The 19,403-nt window shown below is 72.7% G+C and carries 19 protein-coding genes and 1 pseudogene; 8 read left to right on the top strand and 12 right to left on the bottom strand.

The features are described from left to right. Positions 1-286: 286 nt before the first annotated feature. Together eda and GWI24_RS20885 are read left to right on the top strand one after the other, a co-directional pair. Entirely contained in the window at positions 287-946 is a 660-nt protein-coding gene (gene eda / locus GWI24_RS20890; RefSeq protein ID WP_210947443.1) for a bifunctional 4-hydroxy-2-oxoglutarate aldolase/2-dehydro-3-deoxy-phosphogluconate aldolase, read from the top strand. A gap of 43 nt (positions 947-989) precedes the next feature. Beyond that, positions 990-1,298 carry a hypothetical protein gene (locus GWI24_RS20885; protein WP_210947439.1) on the top strand — a complete coding sequence of 103 codons (309 nt, stop codon included), beginning with the start codon at positions 990-992 and terminating at the stop codon, positions 1,296-1,298. Between the two features lie 53 nt (positions 1,299-1,351). Here GWI24_RS20885 and GWI24_RS20880 read toward each other — a convergent pair whose 3' ends face one another. The 6 genes from GWI24_RS20880 to GWI24_RS20855 form a co-directional block, all read right to left on the bottom strand. After that, entirely contained in the window at positions 1,352-1,765 is a 414-nt protein-coding gene (locus GWI24_RS20880) for a DNA-binding protein (RefSeq protein ID WP_044576219.1), read from the bottom strand. After that, positions 1,747-2,043 (bottom strand): hypothetical protein, encoded by a 297-nt coding sequence (locus GWI24_RS20875; RefSeq protein ID WP_210947438.1) that lies wholly within the window; start codon positions 2,041-2,043, stop codon positions 1,747-1,749. Before GWI24_RS20875 ends, GWI24_RS20880 begins: the two co-directional genes overlap by 19 nt. Before the next feature lie 57 nt (positions 2,044-2,100). After that, on the bottom strand, positions 2,101-3,279 hold the full coding sequence (locus GWI24_RS20870) for a bifunctional RNase H/acid phosphatase (RefSeq protein WP_210947437.1): 1,179 nt from the start codon (positions 3,277-3,279) through the stop codon (positions 2,101-2,103). Between the two features lie 4 nt (positions 3,280-3,283). Then, on the bottom strand, positions 3,284-4,027 hold the full coding sequence (locus GWI24_RS20865) for a zinc ribbon domain-containing protein (protein ID WP_210947442.1): 744 nt from the start codon (positions 4,025-4,027) through the stop codon (positions 3,284-3,286). A gap of 39 nt (positions 4,028-4,066) precedes the next feature. After that, positions 4,067-4,915 (bottom strand): Nif3-like dinuclear metal center hexameric protein, encoded by an 849-nt coding sequence (locus tag GWI24_RS20860; RefSeq protein WP_210947436.1) that lies wholly within the window; start codon positions 4,913-4,915, stop codon positions 4,067-4,069. A 277-nt stretch (positions 4,916-5,192) separates the two neighbouring features. Then, positions 5,193-6,224: an ABC transporter substrate-binding protein gene (locus GWI24_RS20855; RefSeq protein WP_210947435.1), complete on the bottom strand. Its 1,032-nt coding sequence runs from the start codon at positions 6,222-6,224 to the stop codon at positions 5,193-5,195. Between the two features lie 227 nt (positions 6,225-6,451). Between GWI24_RS20855 and GWI24_RS46890 the strand changes: the two genes are divergently transcribed. Next, positions 6,452-8,527 carry a hypothetical protein gene (locus GWI24_RS46890; RefSeq protein ID WP_247616661.1) on the top strand — a complete coding sequence of 692 codons (2,076 nt, stop codon included), beginning with the start codon at positions 6,452-6,454 and terminating at the stop codon, positions 8,525-8,527. 137 nt (positions 8,528-8,664) lie between these two features. Continuing rightward, entirely contained in the window at positions 8,665-8,826 is a 162-nt protein-coding gene (locus GWI24_RS20845) for a hypothetical protein (protein WP_210947434.1), read from the top strand. Between the two features lie 151 nt (positions 8,827-8,977). Here GWI24_RS20845 and GWI24_RS20840 read toward each other — a convergent pair whose 3' ends face one another. From GWI24_RS20840 to GWI24_RS20830, 3 genes are all read right to left on the bottom strand, one after another. Next, on the bottom strand, positions 8,978-9,919 hold the full coding sequence (locus tag GWI24_RS20840; protein ID WP_210947441.1) for a 3-oxoacyl-ACP reductase: 942 nt from the start codon (positions 9,917-9,919) through the stop codon (positions 8,978-8,980). Beyond that, positions 9,916-11,001, bottom strand: coding sequence for a Zn-dependent alcohol dehydrogenase (locus GWI24_RS20835; protein ID WP_210947433.1), 1,086 nt, complete (start codon positions 10,999-11,001; stop codon positions 9,916-9,918). Before GWI24_RS20835 ends, GWI24_RS20840 begins: the two co-directional genes overlap by 4 nt. Positions 11,002-11,084: 83 nt before the next feature. Further along, a complete protein-coding gene (locus tag GWI24_RS20830; protein ID WP_210947432.1) occupies positions 11,085-11,939 on the bottom strand; it encodes a MaoC/PaaZ C-terminal domain-containing protein in 855 nt (284 codons plus the stop codon). 317 nt (positions 11,940-12,256) lie between these two features. On the opposite strand from GWI24_RS20830, the gene GWI24_RS20825 reads away from it, so the two are divergent. Then, on the top strand, positions 12,257-13,492 hold the full coding sequence (locus GWI24_RS20825; RefSeq protein WP_210947431.1) for a sensor histidine kinase: 1,236 nt from the start codon (positions 12,257-12,259) through the stop codon (positions 13,490-13,492). 59 nt (positions 13,493-13,551) lie between these two features. Next, a complete protein-coding gene (locus tag GWI24_RS20820; protein ID WP_044582015.1) occupies positions 13,552-14,157 on the top strand; it encodes a response regulator transcription factor in 606 nt (201 codons plus the stop codon). Between the two features lie 37 nt (positions 14,158-14,194). Here the strand turns inward: GWI24_RS20820 and GWI24_RS20815 are convergent, their stop codons facing one another. Beyond that, positions 14,195-15,655: an MFS transporter gene (locus GWI24_RS20815; protein WP_210947430.1), complete on the bottom strand. Its 1,461-nt coding sequence runs from the start codon at positions 15,653-15,655 to the stop codon at positions 14,195-14,197. Positions 15,656-16,013: 358 nt separating this feature from the next. On the opposite strand from GWI24_RS20815, the gene GWI24_RS20810 reads away from it, so the two are divergent. Beyond that, positions 16,014-17,024 (top strand): aldo/keto reductase, encoded by a 1,011-nt coding sequence (locus GWI24_RS20810; protein ID WP_210947429.1) that lies wholly within the window; start codon positions 16,014-16,016, stop codon positions 17,022-17,024. 245 nt (positions 17,025-17,269) lie between these two features. Here the strand turns inward: GWI24_RS20810 and GWI24_RS20805 are convergent. Continuing rightward, a pseudogene (locus GWI24_RS20805) lies at positions 17,270-17,710 on the bottom strand (IS5 family transposase); the annotation flags it as partial. Positions 17,711-17,767: 57 nt separating this feature from the next. Continuing rightward, complete coding sequence (locus GWI24_RS20800; RefSeq protein ID WP_210947428.1) at positions 17,768-18,160, bottom strand: hypothetical protein; 393 nt, start codon at positions 18,158-18,160, stop codon at positions 17,768-17,770. A 512-nt stretch (positions 18,161-18,672) separates the two neighbouring features. On the opposite strand from GWI24_RS20800, the gene GWI24_RS20795 reads away from it, so the two are divergent. Continuing rightward, positions 18,673-19,272 (top strand): class I SAM-dependent methyltransferase, encoded by a 600-nt coding sequence (locus tag GWI24_RS20795; RefSeq protein ID WP_210947440.1) that lies wholly within the window; start codon positions 18,673-18,675, stop codon positions 19,270-19,272. Positions 19,273-19,403 lie beyond the last annotated feature (131 nt).

Raw genomic sequence — 19,403 nt, 5'->3', positions numbered from 1 at the left:
GGTCGGTCCGAGTTGTAGCGGGGCGCTGTCCTGCCCGGCCAACTCGCTGCCCGGCCAGGCCAGGCCCGGCCCGGCTGTAGTGGGGCGTCCGGTCCGGGCCGACCGCTGGGCGGTACTGGCGGAGCCGGGGGCCCGGCGCGTAGCACCCGGCCTCGCCGTTCTGGGCCGGGCGCCCGGCCCGGCCGCTACCCGCCCGCCGGGCGGGGTCGCGAGCCCGGCTCCGCCCGCCCCGCGCCATTGCGACATGCGCAACCACCATTGCGCATTGCGCCGCGCCGCGGGCAGGATGGGCGCCGTGACTAGCACCGCGCCCTCCCCCGGTTCCCCGGATTCCTCGCTGCTCGACCTCGCCCCCGTCATCCCCGTGGTCATCGTCCACGACGTGGCCGACGCGGTTCCGATGGCCCGTGCGCTGGTGGCGGGCGGGCTGCCCGCGATCGAGGTGACCTTCCGGACGCCCGCGGCCGCGGACGCGATCCGGGCGATCGCCGACGAGGTCCCGGACGCGGTCGTCGGCGCCGGTACGGTCCTGACCCCGGAGCAGGTGGAGACGGCCGTCGCCGCCGGGTCGCGTTTTCTGGTCACGCCCGGCTGGACGGACCGGTTGCTGGGGGCGCTGGACGCGTCCGGGCTGCCGTATCTGCCCGGCGTCTCGACCACCTCGGAGGTCGTGGCGCTGCTGGAGCGCGGGGTCGAGGAGATGAAGTTCTTCCCGGCGGAGGCGGCCGGGGGCACCGCGTATCTGAAGGCGCTCGCCTCGCCGCTCCCCCGGGCCCGCTTCTGCCCGACGGGCGGGGTCAACGCCTCGAACGCCCTCGGGTATCTGTCCCTCCCCAACGTCGGCTGCGTGGGCGGCACTTGGATGCTGCCGCCGGACGCGCTGGAGGCGGGCGACTGGGCCCGGGTCGAGTCCCTGGCCCGGGAGGCGGCGGCGCTGCGGGGCTGACAACGCCAGCGGCGGCCACCAGCGCCGGGAGGACACCCAGCGCGTGCTGGATCTGTTGAACGAGATCCAGCACACGGTCGACGAACCGCCCACGGCCGCCACCCCGGAGCGCCTGGCACAGCTCTCGCGACGCCTCCGGCAGACCGAGGACGACGCGCCCGAGGACGTACAGCCGTCGCTGGCCCGGGTGGACGGCCGCCTGGACTCCTACAGGTCGTCATGGGGCAGCGCACCGCGCTCCCGTTCACTGGCCATACAGGAGGGGACGCCACCGCTGCGCGCGGCGGTGGACCTTCAGAAAGCGATCAGTATGGCTCGTGACGCCATCCGCCTCTATCGCCGCAGGCGCTGAAGAGACGATCACTCGACCCCGGCCCATCACCGTGCCCCGGGGCCGAAGCCGAGTCACACGGCGACCAGGCGCACCCGGTCGCCGCAGAGCTTGGTCATGTCGTCCACGTCGGAAGTCAGCATGACGACGGGATGCCGCTGCTTGAGGGCGGTTGCCGCCACGGCCGCGTCGATCGCGTACTTGTGGCCGTGCAGAGCGGCCCCCATCAGCAGCGCCGAGGCTGCCTTTGCCTCCTCCTCCCCCACCGGGAGGACGCGGAGACCGGAAAGGACCCAGCTCAGCCGGGCCTTGTCGATGCGCGCATGCACGGCCTCGATGACGGTGAGCGCGCAGACCACGGCTTCCATGCCCCGCCTCCGCGCCTCCGCAACCAGGGCGACGACCGATTCGTCATCGTTCAGCAGCTTGGAGAGGCCCTCGCTGTCCAGGACGAGCGTCCCGTCGTGGCTCAGCTTGCGGCGGGCCACTGCTCGTCCTCGGCGAACACCTCGTCGAAGACCTGACGCGCCCGCTCCTGCGCCTTCGCCGAGACCGGGCCCTTGCGCCGTTCATAGTCAGCCAGGTACTCGTCCAGAATCTGACCTCGCAGCTCACGCTCCACCGCTGCGGTGATGAACGCCGAGAACTCCCGCTTGCCGACGCGCAAGCGAATCGCCTCGGCGGTCCCTTCGGGGAGGGAGAGGCTTACCCGGGTGGCCGGCCCCTCGCCGATGCTGTACGACGCCTCAGCCTCATACTCAGACATGCGACCCACTTTATCAAACGAGTAGGAAAGTGGGCCGTTGGCGAAGGCGCGGGTCGCCTACCGCAGGTGAGACGTGTCGTTAAGGAGGCGGACGGACGCGTTCCCGTCCCCGTAGTACGCCACCGCCGTCAGCGAGGCCGCCGAGAGTTCCATGCGGAACAGGGACTCCGGCGGGGCGCCCAGGGCCAGCCGGACCAGGGTCTTGATCGGGGTGACATGGGTGACCAGCAGCACCGTACGGCCCGTGTAACGGGCGATCAGCTTGTCGCGGGCGAGCGCGACTCGGCGGGTGACCGCCGCGAAGCTCTCGCCGCCGCCGGTGGGGGCCACCTCCGTGGAGGCCAGCCATGCGTCCAGGTCGTCCGGGTAGCGCTCCTTGACCTCCGCGAAGGTCAGGCCCTCCCAGGCGCCGAAGTCCGTCTCGCGCAGCCCCTCTTCGACGCGGACGTCCAGGCCCAGGCGCCGGGCCACCACCTCGGCGGTCTCCCGGCAGCGCCGCAGCGGTGAGGCGACGACGGCCTGGATGGTGCCGCGTGCGGCGAGCGCCGCCGCCACCCGCTCGGCCTGGTGGCGGCCCACGTCGGAGAGTTCGGGGTCGGTGCCGCCGCTGCCGGAGAAGCGCTTCTCGGGGGTGAGCGGGGTCTCCCCGTGCCGGAGCAGGACGAACGTGGCGGGGGTGCCCAGATCCGCCGAGCCCCAGCCCACCGCCGGGGCCGCCCCCGTGGCGGCGGGCTCGGCGAGGGTGTCGTCGGCGGGCGCGGCGGCCTCCGGGGCGCCCGCCGCCAGCGTGCCGCCGGGCGGCACCTTCGGCCGCCACTGCTCACCGCGCTTGCCCGCGTCCATCGCCTCGTTGGCGAGCCGGTCCGCGTGCTTGTTGTTCTCGCGCGGGATCCACTCGTAAGTCACCTGGCCGGGCGGGACGATCCCCTTGGCCTCGGCGGCGAGCGGCCGCATATCGGGGTGCTTGATCTTCCAGCGGCCCGACATCTGCTCGATAACCAGCTTGGAGTCCATCCGCACCCGGACCTCGGCCGCCGGGTCCAGGGCGTGCGCCGCCCGCAACCCGGCGATCAGGCCCTTGTACTCGGCCACGTTGTTGGTCGCGGTGCCGAGGTACTCGGCCACCTCGGCGAGCGTCTCACCGGTCTCGGCGTCGCGCACGAGGGCGCCGTAGCCGGCCGGTCCGGGGTTGCCCCGGGACCCGCCGTCCGCCTCGACGATGAAGCGCCGCGCCATCGGCCTACAGCCCCGACTCGGGCGTACGGACCAGGATCCGGCGGCAGTTCTCGCAGCGCAGCACCGTGTCGGGGGCCGCCGAGCGAACCTCGTTGAGCTCGGTGATGGCAAGCTCCTGGCGGCAGCCGTCGCAGCTCCGCTGGTAGAGCCGGGCCGCGCCGACGCCGCCCTGCTGCTGGCGCAGCTTGTCGTAGAGCTTCAGCAGATCGGCGGGGATGGTCCCGGCGATCACCTCGCGCTCCTTGGTGACGGTCGCGATCTCGGCGTCGATCTCCTCGGCCGCCGCGTCCCGGCGCGAGGTGGCGTCGCCGATCTTGGACTGGAGGGACTCCACCCGCTCGGTCAGCTCGGCGGCCCGCTCCTGGACGGACTCCCGGCGCTCCATGACCTCCAGGACGACGTCCTCCAGGTCGCCCTGGCGCTTGGCGAGGGAGGCGATCTCGTGCTGGAGGTTCTCCAGGTCCTTCGGCGAGGTGACGGCCCCGGAGTCCAGGCGCTTCTGGTCGCGGGCGGCGCGCTGGCGCACCTGCTCCACGTCCTGCTCCGCCTTGGTCTGCTCGCGGGCGGTGTCGCTCTCCTCGGTCTGCGCGGCGATCAGCAGGTCGCGCAGCTGGGTGTGATCGGCGTTCAGCCTCTCGATCTCGGCGTGCTCGGGCAGCGTCTTGCGCTTGTGCGCGAGCTGCGACAGCCGGACGTCGAGCGCCTGGACGTCGAGGAGGCGGATCTGATCGGCGGGCGCGGCATTCAGCGTGGGGCTCCAGGGGAGTCGAGTGGGACGGAAACGAGGTCAGGGAGTCGAGCGGGGGGCGGCGGGGGCCGCGGCGTGGGCCGTCCAGGGGTCGGTCACGATACGGGAGACATGCGTCCGCAGACCCCACCCGTGGCGGTCGGAGATCTCGTCCAGCTGCGCCGCGGCCTGCTCGGTCCAGGGCCATTCGGTGGCCCAGTGCGCGGCGTCCAGCAGGGCGAGATCGCTGTGCTCCCGCGCCTCCGACGACGGGTGGTGGCGCAGATCGGCGGTGAGGAACGCGTCGACCCCGGCCGCGCGCACCGCGTCGAAGAGGCTGTCGCCGGAGCCGCCGCTGACGGCCACCCGGCGGACGTTACGCTCCGGGTCGCCCGCGGCGCGGATGCCCTGCGCGGTGGCGGGCAGCCGGGCGGCGGCGCGCTCGGCGAACTCCCGCAGCGTCTCGGGGTGGTCGAGCTCGCAGATCCGGCCCAGTCCGCGGCGGCCCTCGGGGTCGGTGGCGTCGGGCACCAGCGGGCCGACGATCCGCAGGTCGAGCGCGCCGGCGAGGGCGTCGGAGACGCCGGGGTCGGCGGTGTCGGCGTTGGTGTGCGCGACATGCAGGGCGATGTCGTGCTTGATCAGGGTGTGCACCACCCGGCCCTTGAAGGTGGAGGCGGCGACCGTGGTCGTCCCCCGCAGATAGAGCGGATGGTGGGTGATCAGCAGATCGGCGCCGAGGTCCACCGCCTCGTCGGCCACTTCCTGGACCGGATCGACGGCGAACAGCACGCGGGTGACCTCGGCGTCGGGGTCACCGCACACCGTGCCGACGGCGTCCCACTGCTCCGCCCGCTCGGGCGGCCAGAGGGCGTCGAGTGCGGCGAGGACGTCGTTGAGTGCGGGCACGGGGCAAGGCTACCTCCCGGATCACGGCTGAGCCCTGCCCCGGCCTTCACTCAGCGCGACGAAGGTCGCCGCGCGGGCTCCGCCCGGGACTGGGGCCCGGCCGGCCTGGCGCAGGCGCCGGCGGCGGGCCGCCCGCTCCGGTCCCTCGCCGGGCCGCCCGCTCCGGTCCCTCGCCGGGCCGCCCCCGGCATGTCCTGGACGTCATGCTCACCCTGCTCAACGCCGCCCGGGAGGGGGCTCGCTCCCGGGCGGCACCCAAGTACCCGAGCGGAAACGCTCATCCGTGGACGAGATAGCCGCGCAGGTCGTCCAGGACCCGGTCGGCGGCGGTGACGCCGAGGCCCAGGTACCAGGTCTCCTCGTCGACGTATCGGGCCCGGCCCGCCTTGACCGCCCTCAGCTTCTTCCACAGCGGGTTGGACCGCGCCTGGTCGCGCTTGGTGGCCTTGGGGTCGCCGTAGACACCGGTGAAGATCCAGTCGGCGTCGGCCTCGTCGATCCGCTCCGGGCCGATCTCCGCGGCGAGATCGTTGACCTGCTGGTTCTTCGGGCGCGGCAGACCGACGTCCTGGAGGATGGTGCCGATGAAGGACGCCTTGGCGTAGAGCCGGGTGGCCTGCGGCATGAAGCGGAGCATGGTGATGGTCGGCTTGTCGGCGCCGATGTCCTCGCCGAGCTTCTCGGCCTTCTTCTCGTACGCGTCGAGGGAGCGCTCGGCCTCGGCGGTGCGGTCCAGGGCCGCGGCGTTGAGGCGGTAGTTCTCCTTCCAGGTGAAGCCGGGGCGGATGGAGAAGACGGTCGGGGCGATCTGCTTCAGCTCGTCGTAGAGCGGCTCGGCGCGCAGCTTGCTGCCGAGGATCAGATCGGGGTGGAGGGCGTTGATGGCCTCGAGGTTGAGGTTGTTGATGGTGCCGACGTTCTTCGGGTTCCCGGCGTCCTTCTTGAGATAGCCGGGTATGGCCTGGTCGCCCTCGGAGGGGGCGTAGCCGACCGGCTTCAGCCCCAGCGAGACCACGTTGTCGAGCTCGCCGACGTCGAGCACCACGACCCGCTTCGGCTTGCTCTTGAGCTCGGTCCTGCCCATCGCGTGGGTGATGGTGCGCGGGAACGCGCCGGCCTTGGCGTCCGTGCCCAGCTTCGCGGTCTCCTCGGCCGCCTTGCCGAAATCCTTGCCGCCCTGGGCGACGGACTTCCCGCCCCCGCCGTTGCGCTTGCCGCCGTCCGCGCCGTCGCCCGACGATCCACAGGCGGTGAGGGAGAGCGCCCCGGCCAGGGCGAGGGCGGCGCTGCCGCGGACGCGCAGGGACATGACGGAGCTCCAGGGATAGCCGGGCGCGCCCGTGGCCACGGGCGCGCCGATCGCACTTAGGTGTGCCTTACTTTAATCACAAACCATCCCCGCGTCGCTTACAGCACATTCACCTCCGACCTCTCAGGCGAATCAGGCAAGAGCCACACTTACGGGTGGAGCGCACCCATTACGGCCTTCGGCAGGGAGTGCGAAAACTACGTTCAGTGGCCGGAGGTGACTGACCGATGACTGCCTGTGCCTTCGACACCGCTCTCACCGGGGGCGTCGGCGACCGGCCACGAGGGGGTTTCACCATCGCCTCGGACCGCTCGTACGGCGCGCGGCTCGCGCTCAGCGGGGAGGCGGGCTGCTGGTACCCCGAGCGCTGGACGCTGGACGGCCCGGAGCCCTACGCCGTACCGCTGCCCGCCGCCCAGCCCGAGGAGCCGGACAGCGAGTTGCTGCCGCTGGCCGACGGGCAGGTGCTCATCCACCGCCAGGTGGCCGGCCACCACGCCTTCTCGCTGCTCTACCCGGCCGGCCCCGGCACCGGCGAGCGCCCGCTCGGCGGCATCGACCGCGCCGAGGTCTCGCTGCTGCCGCCCGCCCCCGGCGGCCTGTGCGCGTTCGCGCTGGGGCGCGGGCCGCGGTCCACCTCCGTCTGGCTGCTGTTCGGCGGCGGCGTCCTCGCCCCCCAGCACCTGGCCGAGGTGCCCGGCCGCTGTACGGGCGGCAATTGGCTGGACCGTACGGGCCGGCTGCTGGCCCTCGACCGCGAACTCGACGGCCGCACCAAGACCGTCGTGGTCGATCTGCGGCGCGGCGGCGAGACCAGCCCGCTGCTCCAGATCACCGAGCGCAGCGACGACCGGCTGCTGCTCGCCGACCCCGACAGCGGTCTGCTGCTCGTACGGTCCGACGCGCCCGGCGAGGAGCGGCTGGGCTGGGGCGTGCTGGGCAGCACCCGGCCGGTGCGGTTCCCGGACTGTCTGCGGCCCGCGGGGTGGTCCGAGGCCACGCCGTTCGCGGTGCAGCCGGGGCAGGTGCTGACGCCCGAGGCGTGCGCGGTGGCCTTCCGCATCGACGGACGGGGCGGCTCCGGGTCCGGCGCCGGGGCCGGGCGGCCGTGGGTGGGCGTATGGCGCCCGGCGGAGCGGCGCTTGCGCGAGTTCCCGGCCCCGGAGGGCTGGCTCCCGGGCGCGGGCCTGTGGACGAGGGACGGCGAGCTGCGACTGCCGTACGTCACCCCACAGGTGCCCTGCGGAGTGGCCCGGGTGCGCCCATCCGGGGCGGCGGGGGCGGCTGGGTCGGCGCCGAGGCCGCCGGGGAGCTCGTGGGCGAGCGGTGCCACGAGCCACGCCACACACGGCACCGCGAGCGCGGCGGAACCGTCAGGAGTGGGGGCGTTCGGGTCGGCGGAGGCGCGGTGGAGACCCGACGACACGACGGGGTCGTGGCGACGGAACGACACGGCAAGGCCATGGAGACCGGGCGACGCGGCGGCGCCGTGGGGGCCGGACGACACGGCGCCGCCGTGGGGGCCGGACGACGCGAGCGGAGCGCGGCGGATCGCGCGGGTGACACCGGTGACCGAGCCATCCGGCCAGGTGGCGGAGGTATCCGGCCCGCCCCCGGCCCGGACGCCGGAGGCGCTGTGGCGACGGGACGACTCGACGGGCGCCCGGCGGATCGCGCCGGTGGAACGGGTAGCGGAGCCGTCCGTCCCGGCCACGGCCGGGACGGCGGAGGCACTATGGCAGCCGGACGACGCGGCGGCGCCGTGGCAGCCGGACGAGGCGACCGGGGCCCGGCGGATCGCGCGGGTGACCCGGGCATCCGGCCCGGCTCCGGCCGAAGCGCGGGTCGTTCAGGCGTCGCCGACGACGACGCCCGCGGCCGGGATCGCGACCAGGATCACACCGTGGACCCGGGTCGGCGGGCCCGGCGCGTCCGCCCCCGCGAGGGCGCCCGGGCCGACGCCCGGGCCGACGCCGATGCCTTCCCGAGCACCCGAGCCGATGTCGCTACGGGAACGGGCGCCGATGCCCGTACACCAGCCGGTGCCGATGCCCGTACACGAGCCGACGCCGCTGCCCGTGCACGAGCGGGTGCCGGAGCCCGAGTGCGGGTCCGGGGTGGAGCCGTGGGGTGGGACCGGGTCGTGGGCCGGGGTCGAGCAGGAGATGGGGCCCGAGCCGGAGCCCGCTCCCGGGACCGGTCTGACCCCCGCCCTGCGGCCCGTACCGCTGCAGCAGGCGCCGCTCGCGCGGCCACCGCGGCCCCGGCCACCCCGCTGGGTCCGGGATCACCCACTTGGTTAGACTCGGGCAGGGGCTGCGCGTTCCCGCGTTCCGTCACGCGCGGGACGCCTCGGGTGATGCGCATGGAACGTCGTGCGACATCGTGGTCAGCCCCTTTCGCACAGTACAAAGCGATCTGACGGGGTGACGTACCCACCATGTCCGAAACCCACATCGACACGACCCAGGCGCGCCCGCGGGACGCCGCCGCGGCCCAGGCCGATGGCGCTCAGGGCAAGCACCGGGGGCAGGCCGCGTCCGAGGAGACCCAGGCACCGGCCCACGGCCGCCACCGTCGCCCGAACGAGAACGGCTCCTGAGGGCCCCAAGACCGCAGGCACCTCAGGACCCTGGGCACCTCAGGGTCGTCCCGGACCGCGGGACGGGCCGGATTTCCTCCGGAAGTCCGGCCCGTCCGGCGATCGCGGCGTGCCCCGGCCGGCCCCCGGTCGGCCCCCGGCCGGCGGCACCTCACGCCCGCTTGAGCCCCAGCACCTCCACCGCCGCGAAGCCCTCCCCGCCCCGCTCCGCGAAGTACGGCGTCAGCGCCGCGTCCAGCTCCTCGAAGCCGAAGGCGTCCCCCTTCGCGTCCACCTTCGCCGCCACCTTCGGCCGCTCCAGGATCGCCAGCATGCCGCCGTGCACCACGAACACCTGGCCGTTCACCTTCGCCGCGGCCGGTGAGGCGAGATAGCCGACCAGCGGCGCCACGTGTTCGGGGGCGAGGGCGTCGAGGCGGCCGTCCTCCGGGAGCTCGAAGTCGGCGAAGACGTCCTCGGTCATCCGGGTGCGGGCGCGCGGGCAGATGGCGTTGGCCGTCACCCCGTACTTGGCGAGGGCCGCCGCCGTGGAGGTGGTGAGCCCGACGATGCCGCCCTTCGCCGCCGCGTAGTTCGGCTGGCCCGGCGAACCGGCGAGGAACGCCTCGGAGGAGGTGTTGACGATCCGGCCGTGCACCGGGCCGCCGTCCGCCGCCTTGGACCGCTCGCGCCAGTGCGCGGCGGCGAAGCGGATGGTGTTGAAGTGGCCCTTGAGATGGACCCGGATCACCGAGTCCCACTCGTCCTCGCTCATCGAGAAGACCATCCGGTCGCGCAGGATGCCCGCGTTGTTGACCAGGATGTCCAGCGCGCCGTAGGTGTCGATCGCGAGCCGGACCAGCTCGCCCGCTTGCGCGAAGTCGGCCACATCGCCCGCGTGGGCCATGGCCCGGCCACCGGCCGCGCGGATCTCCTCGGCGACCTGCTCGGCGGGTCCTGCCGATGCCTCGCCGCTGCCGTCGCGTCCGCCCTGTCCGTAGTCGTTGACGACGACACTGGCGCCCAGCCGCGCCAGTTCCAGGGCCTCGGCACGGCCGAGGCCGCGCCCGGCGCCGGTGACGATCGCGGTCTTCCCGGTCAGCGGGCCGGTCACATCTCGATGCATGTGCGCAGCGCCTCCCCGGTCCGCATCTGGCCGATCGCCTCGTTGATCTCGCCGAGCCGCACCCGGTGGGTGATCAGCCCTTCGAGGTCGATCCGGCCCGCCCGCCACAGGTCGATGGTGCGCCGGTAGGAGCGGAGCACATCGCCACCGCCGTACAGCGAGGGCAGAATCCGCTTCTCGTCGAAGAACAGCTCGAACATGTTGAGCTGGAGGAAGTCGTCCAGCGCCCCGGCGCCGACCACGCACAGTGTGCCGCCGCGCCGGGTGATCTCGTACGCCCGGCGGGCGGTGGCGGAGCGGCCCACGACCTCGAAGACGTAGTCGAAGCCCTCGCCCGCCGTGACGCTGTTCTTGGCGGTGTCGAGACCATCCGGGGCCACCGCCTCGGTGGCGCCGAAGCGCAGCGCGGCCTCGCGCCGCGACTCCACGGGGTCGACGGCGACGATCTGCGCGGCGCCCGATGCCCTCGCCCCCTGGATGACGCTGATGCCCACCCCGCCGCAGCCGATGACCGCGACCGACGAACCGGCCTCCACCCGGGCGGTGTTGAAGACGGCCCCGAGCCCGGTGGTCACCCCGCAGCCGATGAGGGCCGCGATGTCGTACGGGACGTCGTCGGGGATCGGCACGGCACAGGGCGCGGCCAGGACGATCTCCTCGGCGAAGGTGCCGGTCCCGGACATGCCGAAGACGTCCTCCGGACTGCCGCCTGGGCGGCGGAAGTTGGGGGTTCCGGCGTTCATGAACCCGGTCAGGCACAGCTCGGTCTGACCGCGCTGACAGGACGGACAGCCACCGCACGCGGGCAGCCAGCACACCAGCACCCGGTCGCCGGCGCTCAGCCCGGTCACCCCGTCGCCCACGTCGAGGATCTCGCCCGCGCCCTCGTGGCCGGGGACGAACGGCGCGGGCTGCGGCAGCACCCCGGCCATCGCGGAGAGGTCGGAGTGGCACAGCCCGGTGGCCCTCAGCCGCAGCCGGACCTTGCCGGGGCCGAAGCCCACCGCCTCGATGTCGTCGAGGACCTCGAGCTTGTCCTGTCCCGTCTCGTGAAGTACGGCTGCGCGCACAGCGGCTCCTCGTGATGTCGAGCGTGCGTGGTCTCAGGCGTGAGTGGCCTGCGTGGTCTCAGGCGTGAGTGGCCTGCGTGGTCTCAGGTGTGTTCGACGATGGTGTCGGTGAGGACCGGTGCGTCGTCCCGCTCGACGGCGGTCGCCGTCACCTGGACGCGCCCCTCGTCCTGCCACATCCGGACGCGCAGGGTCTCGCCCGGGTAGGCCACCCCGGCGAAGCGGGTGGTGTACGAGCGCACCCGGGCCACCTCCCCGTCCAGCGCCGTGTCCACGACCGCCTTGAGCACCATCCCGTACGAGCACAGCCCGTGCAGGATGGGCTTCTCGAACCCCGCCAGCTTGGCGAACTCGGGGTCGGCGTGGAGCGGGTTCCAGTCCCCGGAGAGCCGGTAGAGCAGCGCCTGGTCCTCGCGGATGGCCCGCTCCACGGTGCGGTCCGGTTCGCGGGCCGGGGGCTCCAGGCGGTCGGAGGGGCCGCGCTCGCCGCCGAAGCCGCCCTCGCCCCGGACGAAGATCCGGGTGTCGCAGGTCCACAGCGGGCCGTCCGCGTCGGCCACGTCGGAGCGCAGCACGATGACCGCCGCCTTGCCCTTGTCGTAGACGGCGGCGACCTTCGAGGTCTGGGTGGCGTCCCCGCCGAGCGGGATGGGCCGGTGCAGTTCGACGGTCTGGCCGCCGTGCAGAACGGCGGCGAGGTCGACATCGATACCGGGTGCGGCCATGCCCCCGGCGACCGCCATCCCGCCGCCCGCGACGGTCGCGAAGCTGGGGAGCACATGGAGCTTGCTCTCCAGGGTGTAGCGGAGCTCCTGGGGGTCGGTGGCGGGGATTCCGGCGCCGATGCCCAGGTGGTAGAGCTGGATGTCCTTCTGTCCCCAGATGAGAGCCGTGCTCCGGGGTTCGGCCGAGACGGCCTTCGCGACATCGATGGGCATGGGGCGACACCACTCCTTGGTCCGCTCGCCGGTCCACGGTCCGAAGACCCCGGCCCGCCCGTCCGCACCGTCGGCCGCGCCGGGGTCGTCGCTGGTCGGCAGGGTCGCGCCGTCCGCGTGGACATGTAGAACGCGTTCTAGCCGATGGCACCCTGTATAGCCCAATCGCCCCGAAGGGGGAAGGGTGCCGACGACCTGTGCTGACGATCCGTCAGGTGGCGGCGACCAGTGCGCCGAAGGCCCTGGGACAAATGTCACGGCCATCCCCCGACATCCGCATCTGCCCAGCTCATACGGAGATCCGTAAGGTCGGACGCATGTATGCCACCGCCGCGCGCATCGAGCGCCTCAAGCCACCGGGCCGCCGCGCCTTCGTGCCCTGGCTCTTCATGCTCACGGGGGACGTACAGGCGCTCTTCAAGGGGAAGACGCCGCTGCCCTGGCTCGGCGGCGCGGGGGTGGCGGCCTTCATGGCGCTCTACCTCACCACCGTCTTCACCGGCCTCGACGAGCGCCGCCGCCACACCAGGACCCCGCCCCTGGCGCTCGCCGGGCTGGCGGCGGTCACCTATGCGCTGGGCATCGGCTACGCCGGGAACTGGCTGCTGTGCTTCCCGCTGCTGTCGCTGGCCTCCGGGATCGTGCTGCGCGGGGGGAGGCGGCAACTGGGGCCCGTCATCATCGTGCTGTCCGTCTCGGCGGGGGTCATCGCCGGGCTCCGCGGCGGCCCCTCGGACTCGCTCACGGTCAGTTACGGCACCATGCTGTCCGGCCTGGTGACGGCGGCCATCCTGTCGCTCTTCGAGACCGTGGCCCAGCTCCGCGCGACCCGCCAGGAGCTGGCCCGTACGGCGGTGGAGAAGGAGCGGCTGCGGTTCTCCCGCGATCTGCACGACCTGCTCGGCCACACCATGTCGGTCGTCGTGGTCAAGGCGGAGGCGGTGCGCCGGCTCGCCCCGAAGAACCTGGAGGCCGCCCTGGGGCAGGCCGCGGACATCGAGGCGGTGGGGCGGCAGGCGCTCACCGAGATCCGCGAGGCCGTCACCGGCTATCGCGAGGGCAGCCTGGCCACCGAGCTGGACCGGGCCCGCTCGGCGCTGGACGCCGCCGGTATCGAGGCCGTCGTCCGCCGCGAGGGGCCGCCGCTGGCTCCGCAGACGGAGGCGCTGCTGGGGTGGGTGGTCCGCGAGGGCGTCACCAATGTGGTGCGGCACAGCGGGGCGTCCCGGTGCGAGATCGAGGTGCGGAGCGGCATGGACCGGGTACGGCTGGAGATCACGGATGACGGGGGCGGCGTAGGCTCCCGTGCCACCGGTACGCGCGCGACGGGCGCGACTGGCGCGACTGGCGCGACTGGCGCGGCGAACACGGCGGGCGCGGACGGCGCGATCGGCGGTACGGGGCTCAAGGGCCTGGCCGAGCGGCTGTCCACGGCGGGCGGCTCGCTGGAGTCCGGCCCCGCCGGGCGCCGGGGCTTCCGGCTCGTCGCCGAACTGCCGGTGGATACGGAGGATGTGGTGGAGGCCGAGGTCGAGGGAGCCAGGACGGCGTGAACGAGGCAAAGAGCGCGAACGGCACGGAGGGCGTGGCCGAAGCGGAGGGCTCGAAGGGCCTGATCAAACTCCTGCTCGCCGAGGACCAGGGGATGATGCGGGGCGCGCTCGCCCTGCTGCTCGGGCTGGAGGACGACTTCGAGATCGTCGCGCAGCTCGGGAACGGGGACGAGATCGTGCCCCGGGCCCTGGAGACCCGGCCCGATGTGGCGCTGCTCGACATCGAGCTGCCCGGCCGCAGCGGTCTGGACGCGGCCGCCGCGCTGCGCGAGGCGCTGCCGGAGTGCCAGGTGCTGATCCTCACCACCTTCGGCCGCCCCGGCTATCTGCGCCGGGCGATGGAGGCGGGGGCGGCCGGGTTCCTGGTCAAGGACGGCCCGGTGGAGGAGCTGGCCGTGGCGATCCGCCGGGTGCTGGCCGGTGAGCGCGTGATCGACCCGGGCCTGGCCGCCGCCGCCCTCAGCGCGGGCCCCAACCCGCTGACCCAGCGCGAGCGCGATGTGCTCTCGGCGGCGGTGGACGGGGCGACGGTCGCGGACATCGCGGCCAAGGTGCACCTCTCCCCCGCCACCGTGCGCAACTATCTCTCCTCGGCCATCGGCAAGACCCAGACCCGCAACCGCATGGAGGCCGTCCGCGCCGCCCGCCAGAACGGCTGGCTGTAAGTCGGCCATGAGGCCATGACGCAATGAGGCCATGAAGCTATGAGGAGCCGCGGGTGACCGCGACCGCGGGCGTACGCGGCAGCAGGACGGCCATCAGCACCACCGCCGCCGCGATGATCCCGGTGGCCACGACGAAGGCACGGCCGTACCCGGCCGCGAGCGCCTCCGGTCCGGCCCCGCCGTACGCCGTGATCCGCTCGGCCGCGACCGTGGCCAGCACGGTCAGGCCGAGCGCGCCACCGATCTGCCGTGAGGTGTTGACCAGTCCCGACACCAGCCCCGCCTCGGAGGGGGCGGCGCCGGAGGTGGCGGAGGCGGCGAGCGGGGTCATCATCAGCCCGGACCCGAGGGACATGATGATCGCGGGGCCCAGGACCGTCCCCACATAGGTGCCGTCGGCGCCCATCCGGCTCTGCCACGCGTAGCCGACGACGGCCAGCGAACCGCCCGCGATCGCCAGCAGCTTGCCGTCCACCCGGGCCATCAGCCGGGGCGCGAGCTTCGAGCCGAGGACGATCGACAGACTGTGCGGGAGGAAGGCGAGACCGGCCTTGACCGGGCTGTAGTGGAGCACGTTCTGCAGGTAGAGCGTCATGAAGTACCACATGGCGAACATGCCGCCGCCGCACACCACCATCACCGCGTTCGCCGCCGACACCGCCCGGACGCGGAACAGCCGCAGCGGCATCAGCGGCTCCTCGGTCCGTGCCTCGACGGCCAGGAACACCGCGAGCAGCACGAGCCCGGTGAGCAGGGGGCCGAGCGAGGCGGCGGCGGTCCAGCCGTGTGGTTCGGTCTGCACGATGCCGTACGCGAGCGCCGCGACACCCGCCGTGACCAGCACCGCGCCCGGTGCGTCGAGCCGCCGCGCCGTCCCGGAGCGGCCCTCGGCCAGCCACACCGCCGCGGCCACCAGCACCACGATGCCCACCGGCACATTGACCAACAGCACCCAGCGCCAGGACAGGTACTCGGTGAGCACACCGCCGACCAGCGCGCCCGCCGCACCCCCGCCGGCGCCGACCGCGGTCCAGGTGCCGATGGCCCGGTTGCGGGCCGAGCCGGTCGGGAAGGTGGTGGTGAGGATGGTGAGGGTGGCCGGGGAGAGCACGGCCGCGCCGATGCCCTGCAGCGCGCGGGCGGCGATCAGCTGCCAGGGCTCCTGTGCGACGCCCCCTGCCAGGCTGGCCGCGGTGAACAGCCCGAGCCCGGCGAGGAAGACCCGTTTGCGCCCGAAGAGGTCGGCCGCGCGCCCGCCGAGCATCAGGAACCCGGCGAAGGTGAGCGCGTAGGCGTTCACCACCCATTGCAGCGCGGTCTCGCCGAGTCCCAGGTCCGTACGCATCGACGGCAGCGCGACGTTCACCACCGATATGTCGAGCACAACCAGGAACTGTCCGGCGCAGGCGGCCAGCAGGACCGCCCACATGGGGGGCGAGGCACGCGGGGCCCGGGCTGCGGCTGCGGTTTCCGAGGGGAGGGGCGCTGGGGTGGACATGACGGCGATGCTCGCATCCGGAACCCGTCATACGCATCGGCATTTCCGCGCATTTGGGTGGGGCGCAAGACCTAGTACTCCGGCAAGACCGCCCCTGACACACCACCAGCCGACTACACTCCGGACGACGCCTCTGACCAGGCCAGATAGCGAAACGCTGCTGGAGTATTAGAGATGCCGCGGGTAGGGGCGCCGTCGCGAGCGCCGCGAAACCGCCGCCCGGACCAGCGGAATCTCTTAGTGATCGAGCGATGATCGGTCGTGGCGACGGACCCGCGAGGGCGGTTTGCCGTCGGGGGGCTGAGTAGTCCCCCCGAATTTGCGTTAGCGCGCACTCCAACTCCTAGGTTTCGGAAGCATGCGATACATCAAACTCGGAACGACCGGGCTGGAAGTCTCCGCCATCACCCTCGGCTGCATGAGCTTCGGCGAGCCGGACCGGGGCGGCGAGCCCTGGTCGCTGGGCGCGGACGCCAGCCGGGACATCATCAAGCAGGCCCTCGAGGGCGGCGTCAACTTCCTCGACACGGCCAATGGGTACAGCGCCGGAAGCAGCGAGGAGATCGTCGGCCAGGCGGTCAAGGACTTCACCCGGCGCGAGGAGGTCGTTCTCTCCACCAAGGTCTGGATGCGGATGCGCCCCGGCCCGAACGGCGCCGGGCTGTCCCGCAAGGCGATCTTCGCCGAGCTCGACGCCTCCCTGAAACGACTGGGGACCGACTACATCGACCTGTACCAGATCCACCGCTGGGACTACGACACCCCGATCGAGGAAACCCTCGAGGCGCTGCACGATGCGGTCAAGTCCGGGAAGGTCCGCTACATCGGAGCCTCTTCCATGTACGCCTGGCAGTTCGCCAAGGCCCTGTACCTGGCTGACCTGAACGGCTGGACCCGGTTCGTGTCGATGCAGGACCACTACAACCTCATCCACCGAGAAGCAGAGCGGGAGATGCTCCCGCTCTGCGCCGACCAGGGCATCGGCGTGATCCCGTGGAGCCCGCTGGCGAGGGGCAGGCTGACGCGGGCCCGGGACACCGCCACGGCGCGTGCCGAGACCGACGAGGGCGGCAAGATCCTCTACCGCGACGGGGACCAGGCAGTGGCCGAGCGCGTCCACGAGATCGCGGGCAAGCGGGGTCTGTCCCCGGCCCAGGTCGCCTTGGCCTGGGTCATGCGCAACCCGGCCGTGACCTCGCCCATCGTCGGGGTCACCAAGCCGGCCCAGCTGGCCGACGCGGTCGCCGCGGTGGACGTCGAACTCGACGAAGACGAGGCCGCCTACTTGGAGGAGCCCTACCAGCCGCACGAGGCCGCCTACCTGGAGGAGTCCTTCTACAAGTCGCGCCCTGTGGCGGGCTCCCGGTAGTCCGGGCTACCGCCGGGCCTTCGACGAGTCCTTGGCCCCGGCCTTCACAGCCCGGTGGTGGGCCCGACGGTGCTTGCGGGCGGTCGCGCGCAACTGCATGATCTGTGCGCTCCCCGCGGCCGCGGTCACGGTACGCCTTGACGCGGGCTACGACTGGACCAGCCAACGCTGGGACACACGGCCAGCCCGTCGACCATGACGCCTTGCCCTCTACCCGCGGAATCTCTTAGGCGCTTTCGTTTGGATCAGCGGGCGGACCATAGGAAGATGCCCGCGATGTGGAGTCCGGCCAGGTAGATGGTGGCGGTCTTCTCCTAGCGGGTGGCGATGCCGCGCCACTGCTTCAGGCGGTTGATGCACCGCTCGACCGTGTTGCGCTGCTTGTAGGTCTCGCGGTCGAAGGCCGGCGGTCTGCCGCCCGCCTGTCCGCGCTGCCGCCGGTTGGCCTGCTGGTCGGCCCGTTCCGGAATCACCGTGCGGATGCCGCGTCTGCGTAGGTGCTCGCGGATCGCGCGGGAGGAGTACGCCTTGTCGGCCAGGACCAGGTCCGGCCTGGTGCGGGGACGTCCTCGCCGACGGGGAACGCGCAGGCGGACCATGACCTCGGTGAAGGCAGGCGCATCACCGGCTTGTCCGGCGGTGAGAACGAACGCGAGGGGCCGGCAGCGGGCATCGGCGGCGAGGTGGTATTCGACAGGGCAGTGACGAAGCCGAGCCCGAAGAGCGCAGGCCGCCACGGCTACTCATCGCTCAGCGTCCCGTTGCGTATCGCTGTCGGCGCTGTCGGCGCTGTCGGCGCTGTCGCTCTCCGCGCTTCCGTACTCCGCGAGGAACTCTGCAACCCGCTTGTCCTCCGTTCCGCGCCGCGCTATCCGGCGCGCGATCCATGCGGTGCCCCCACCGACGACGAGGACCAGTGCAGTGACCAGCACGACGCGGAATACGGTCGACAGCCCGAAGAGCGACGACAACCCCATTCCGATCAACACGCCGAAGACCAGGCCCACAGAGCCCCACACGATCGTGACGGTGTCGGTCAGCTGCCGTTCCGTGAGATGTTCGTCGTAGTAGTCACCCCGGATGAGGTAGCGACCACTGGTGTTGCCGGTGTTGCCGGTGCCGCCGGTCATGCTCATTGCTCACCGCTCCGTACTCGTCGTCCAAGGGCGGTAGTGGTTACCGGACCCCGCTGCTCCGGCTGTGATCAGGAGCAGAATCAGGGTCCTGCCCAACTCCTTGTCTTCCACACCTAGGGTCCGTCTTCAAACGGATCTTGCCCAGAGCAGGAATGATGCGAGTGTGACCGCCGCTTCGCAGGAGGTGACGGTGTTGCGTCGACGGTATGCCTCCCGGCCGAACCCTGGCGGCCGCCCCGTGGCGGCCCGCGGTATCAGCGGAGCGAGTAACTCCCACTCCTGATCGCTGAGTTCATGGCGACGTATCACGCGACCATGATCCACCACACGACGATCTTTGAAGACGGACCCTAGTACTTCCCTGGTGGCACCCGCCAAGGGGCCATGGCCCCGGGCGCCGCGGGCCGGTGGCGGTGCGGCAGGATGAGCGGGTGACTCAGTCTGCTGCCGCCGCCGTGCCCGCGGCCCCCGACCGCACCGTGCTCGACGCCTTCGAGGCGGCGAAGGGCTTCATGCCGCTGGACGAGGGGCTCGCCCTGTATGCCGCGGCCGTGCGGGCGGCGGCGCCGGGGCTGCCGCTGGTGGAGATCGGCACGTACTGCGGGCGCTCCACGATCCTGCTGGCCGACGCCGCCCGCGCGGCGGGGACGGTCGCCGTGACCGTGGACCACCACCGGGGCTCCGAGGAGCAGCAGCCGGGCTGGGAGTACCACGACCCGGACGTGGTCGACCCCGAGGTGGGGCGGATGGACACGCTGCCCACCTTCCGCCGCACCCTCCACCGGGCGGGCCTCGAGGACCACGTCATCGCCATGGTCGGGCGGTCCCCGCAGGTCGCGGCGGTGTGGGGGAAGCCGGTCGGGCTGGTGTTCATCGACGGCGGACACACCGACGAGCACGCGAGCGCCGACTACGAGGGCTGGGCGCCGCATATCGCGCCGGGCGGGCTGCTGGTGATCCACGACGTCTTCCCCGATCCGGCCGACGGCGGCCAGGCGCCGTACCGGATCTACCGCCGCGCGCTCGCCTCCGGCGCGTTCACCGAGATCTCCGCCACCCGCTCACTCCGCGTCCTCCGCCGCACGTCGGCCGCCACCGGTCCCGGGGCCTGAGGCGCGGGCGCCCCACCCGCCTGATCGCGAGCAGATGGCCGGGGCACCCGGCTTGTCCCGCCGCCGCCCGTCCCCGGTGACAGATGGCGGCCGACGCTCCCGCCTCCGGCGACAGACAGCGGCCACACCCA

Origin of the sequence: Streptomyces sp. MK37H, assembly GCF_018035285.1 — a bacterium.
Lineage (GTDB): Bacteria > Actinomycetota > Actinomycetes > Streptomycetales > Streptomycetaceae > Streptomyces > Streptomyces endocoffeicus.
The sequence above is the reverse complement of the archived record's forward strand: the minus strand, read 5'-3'. Positions and strand labels throughout refer to the sequence as shown.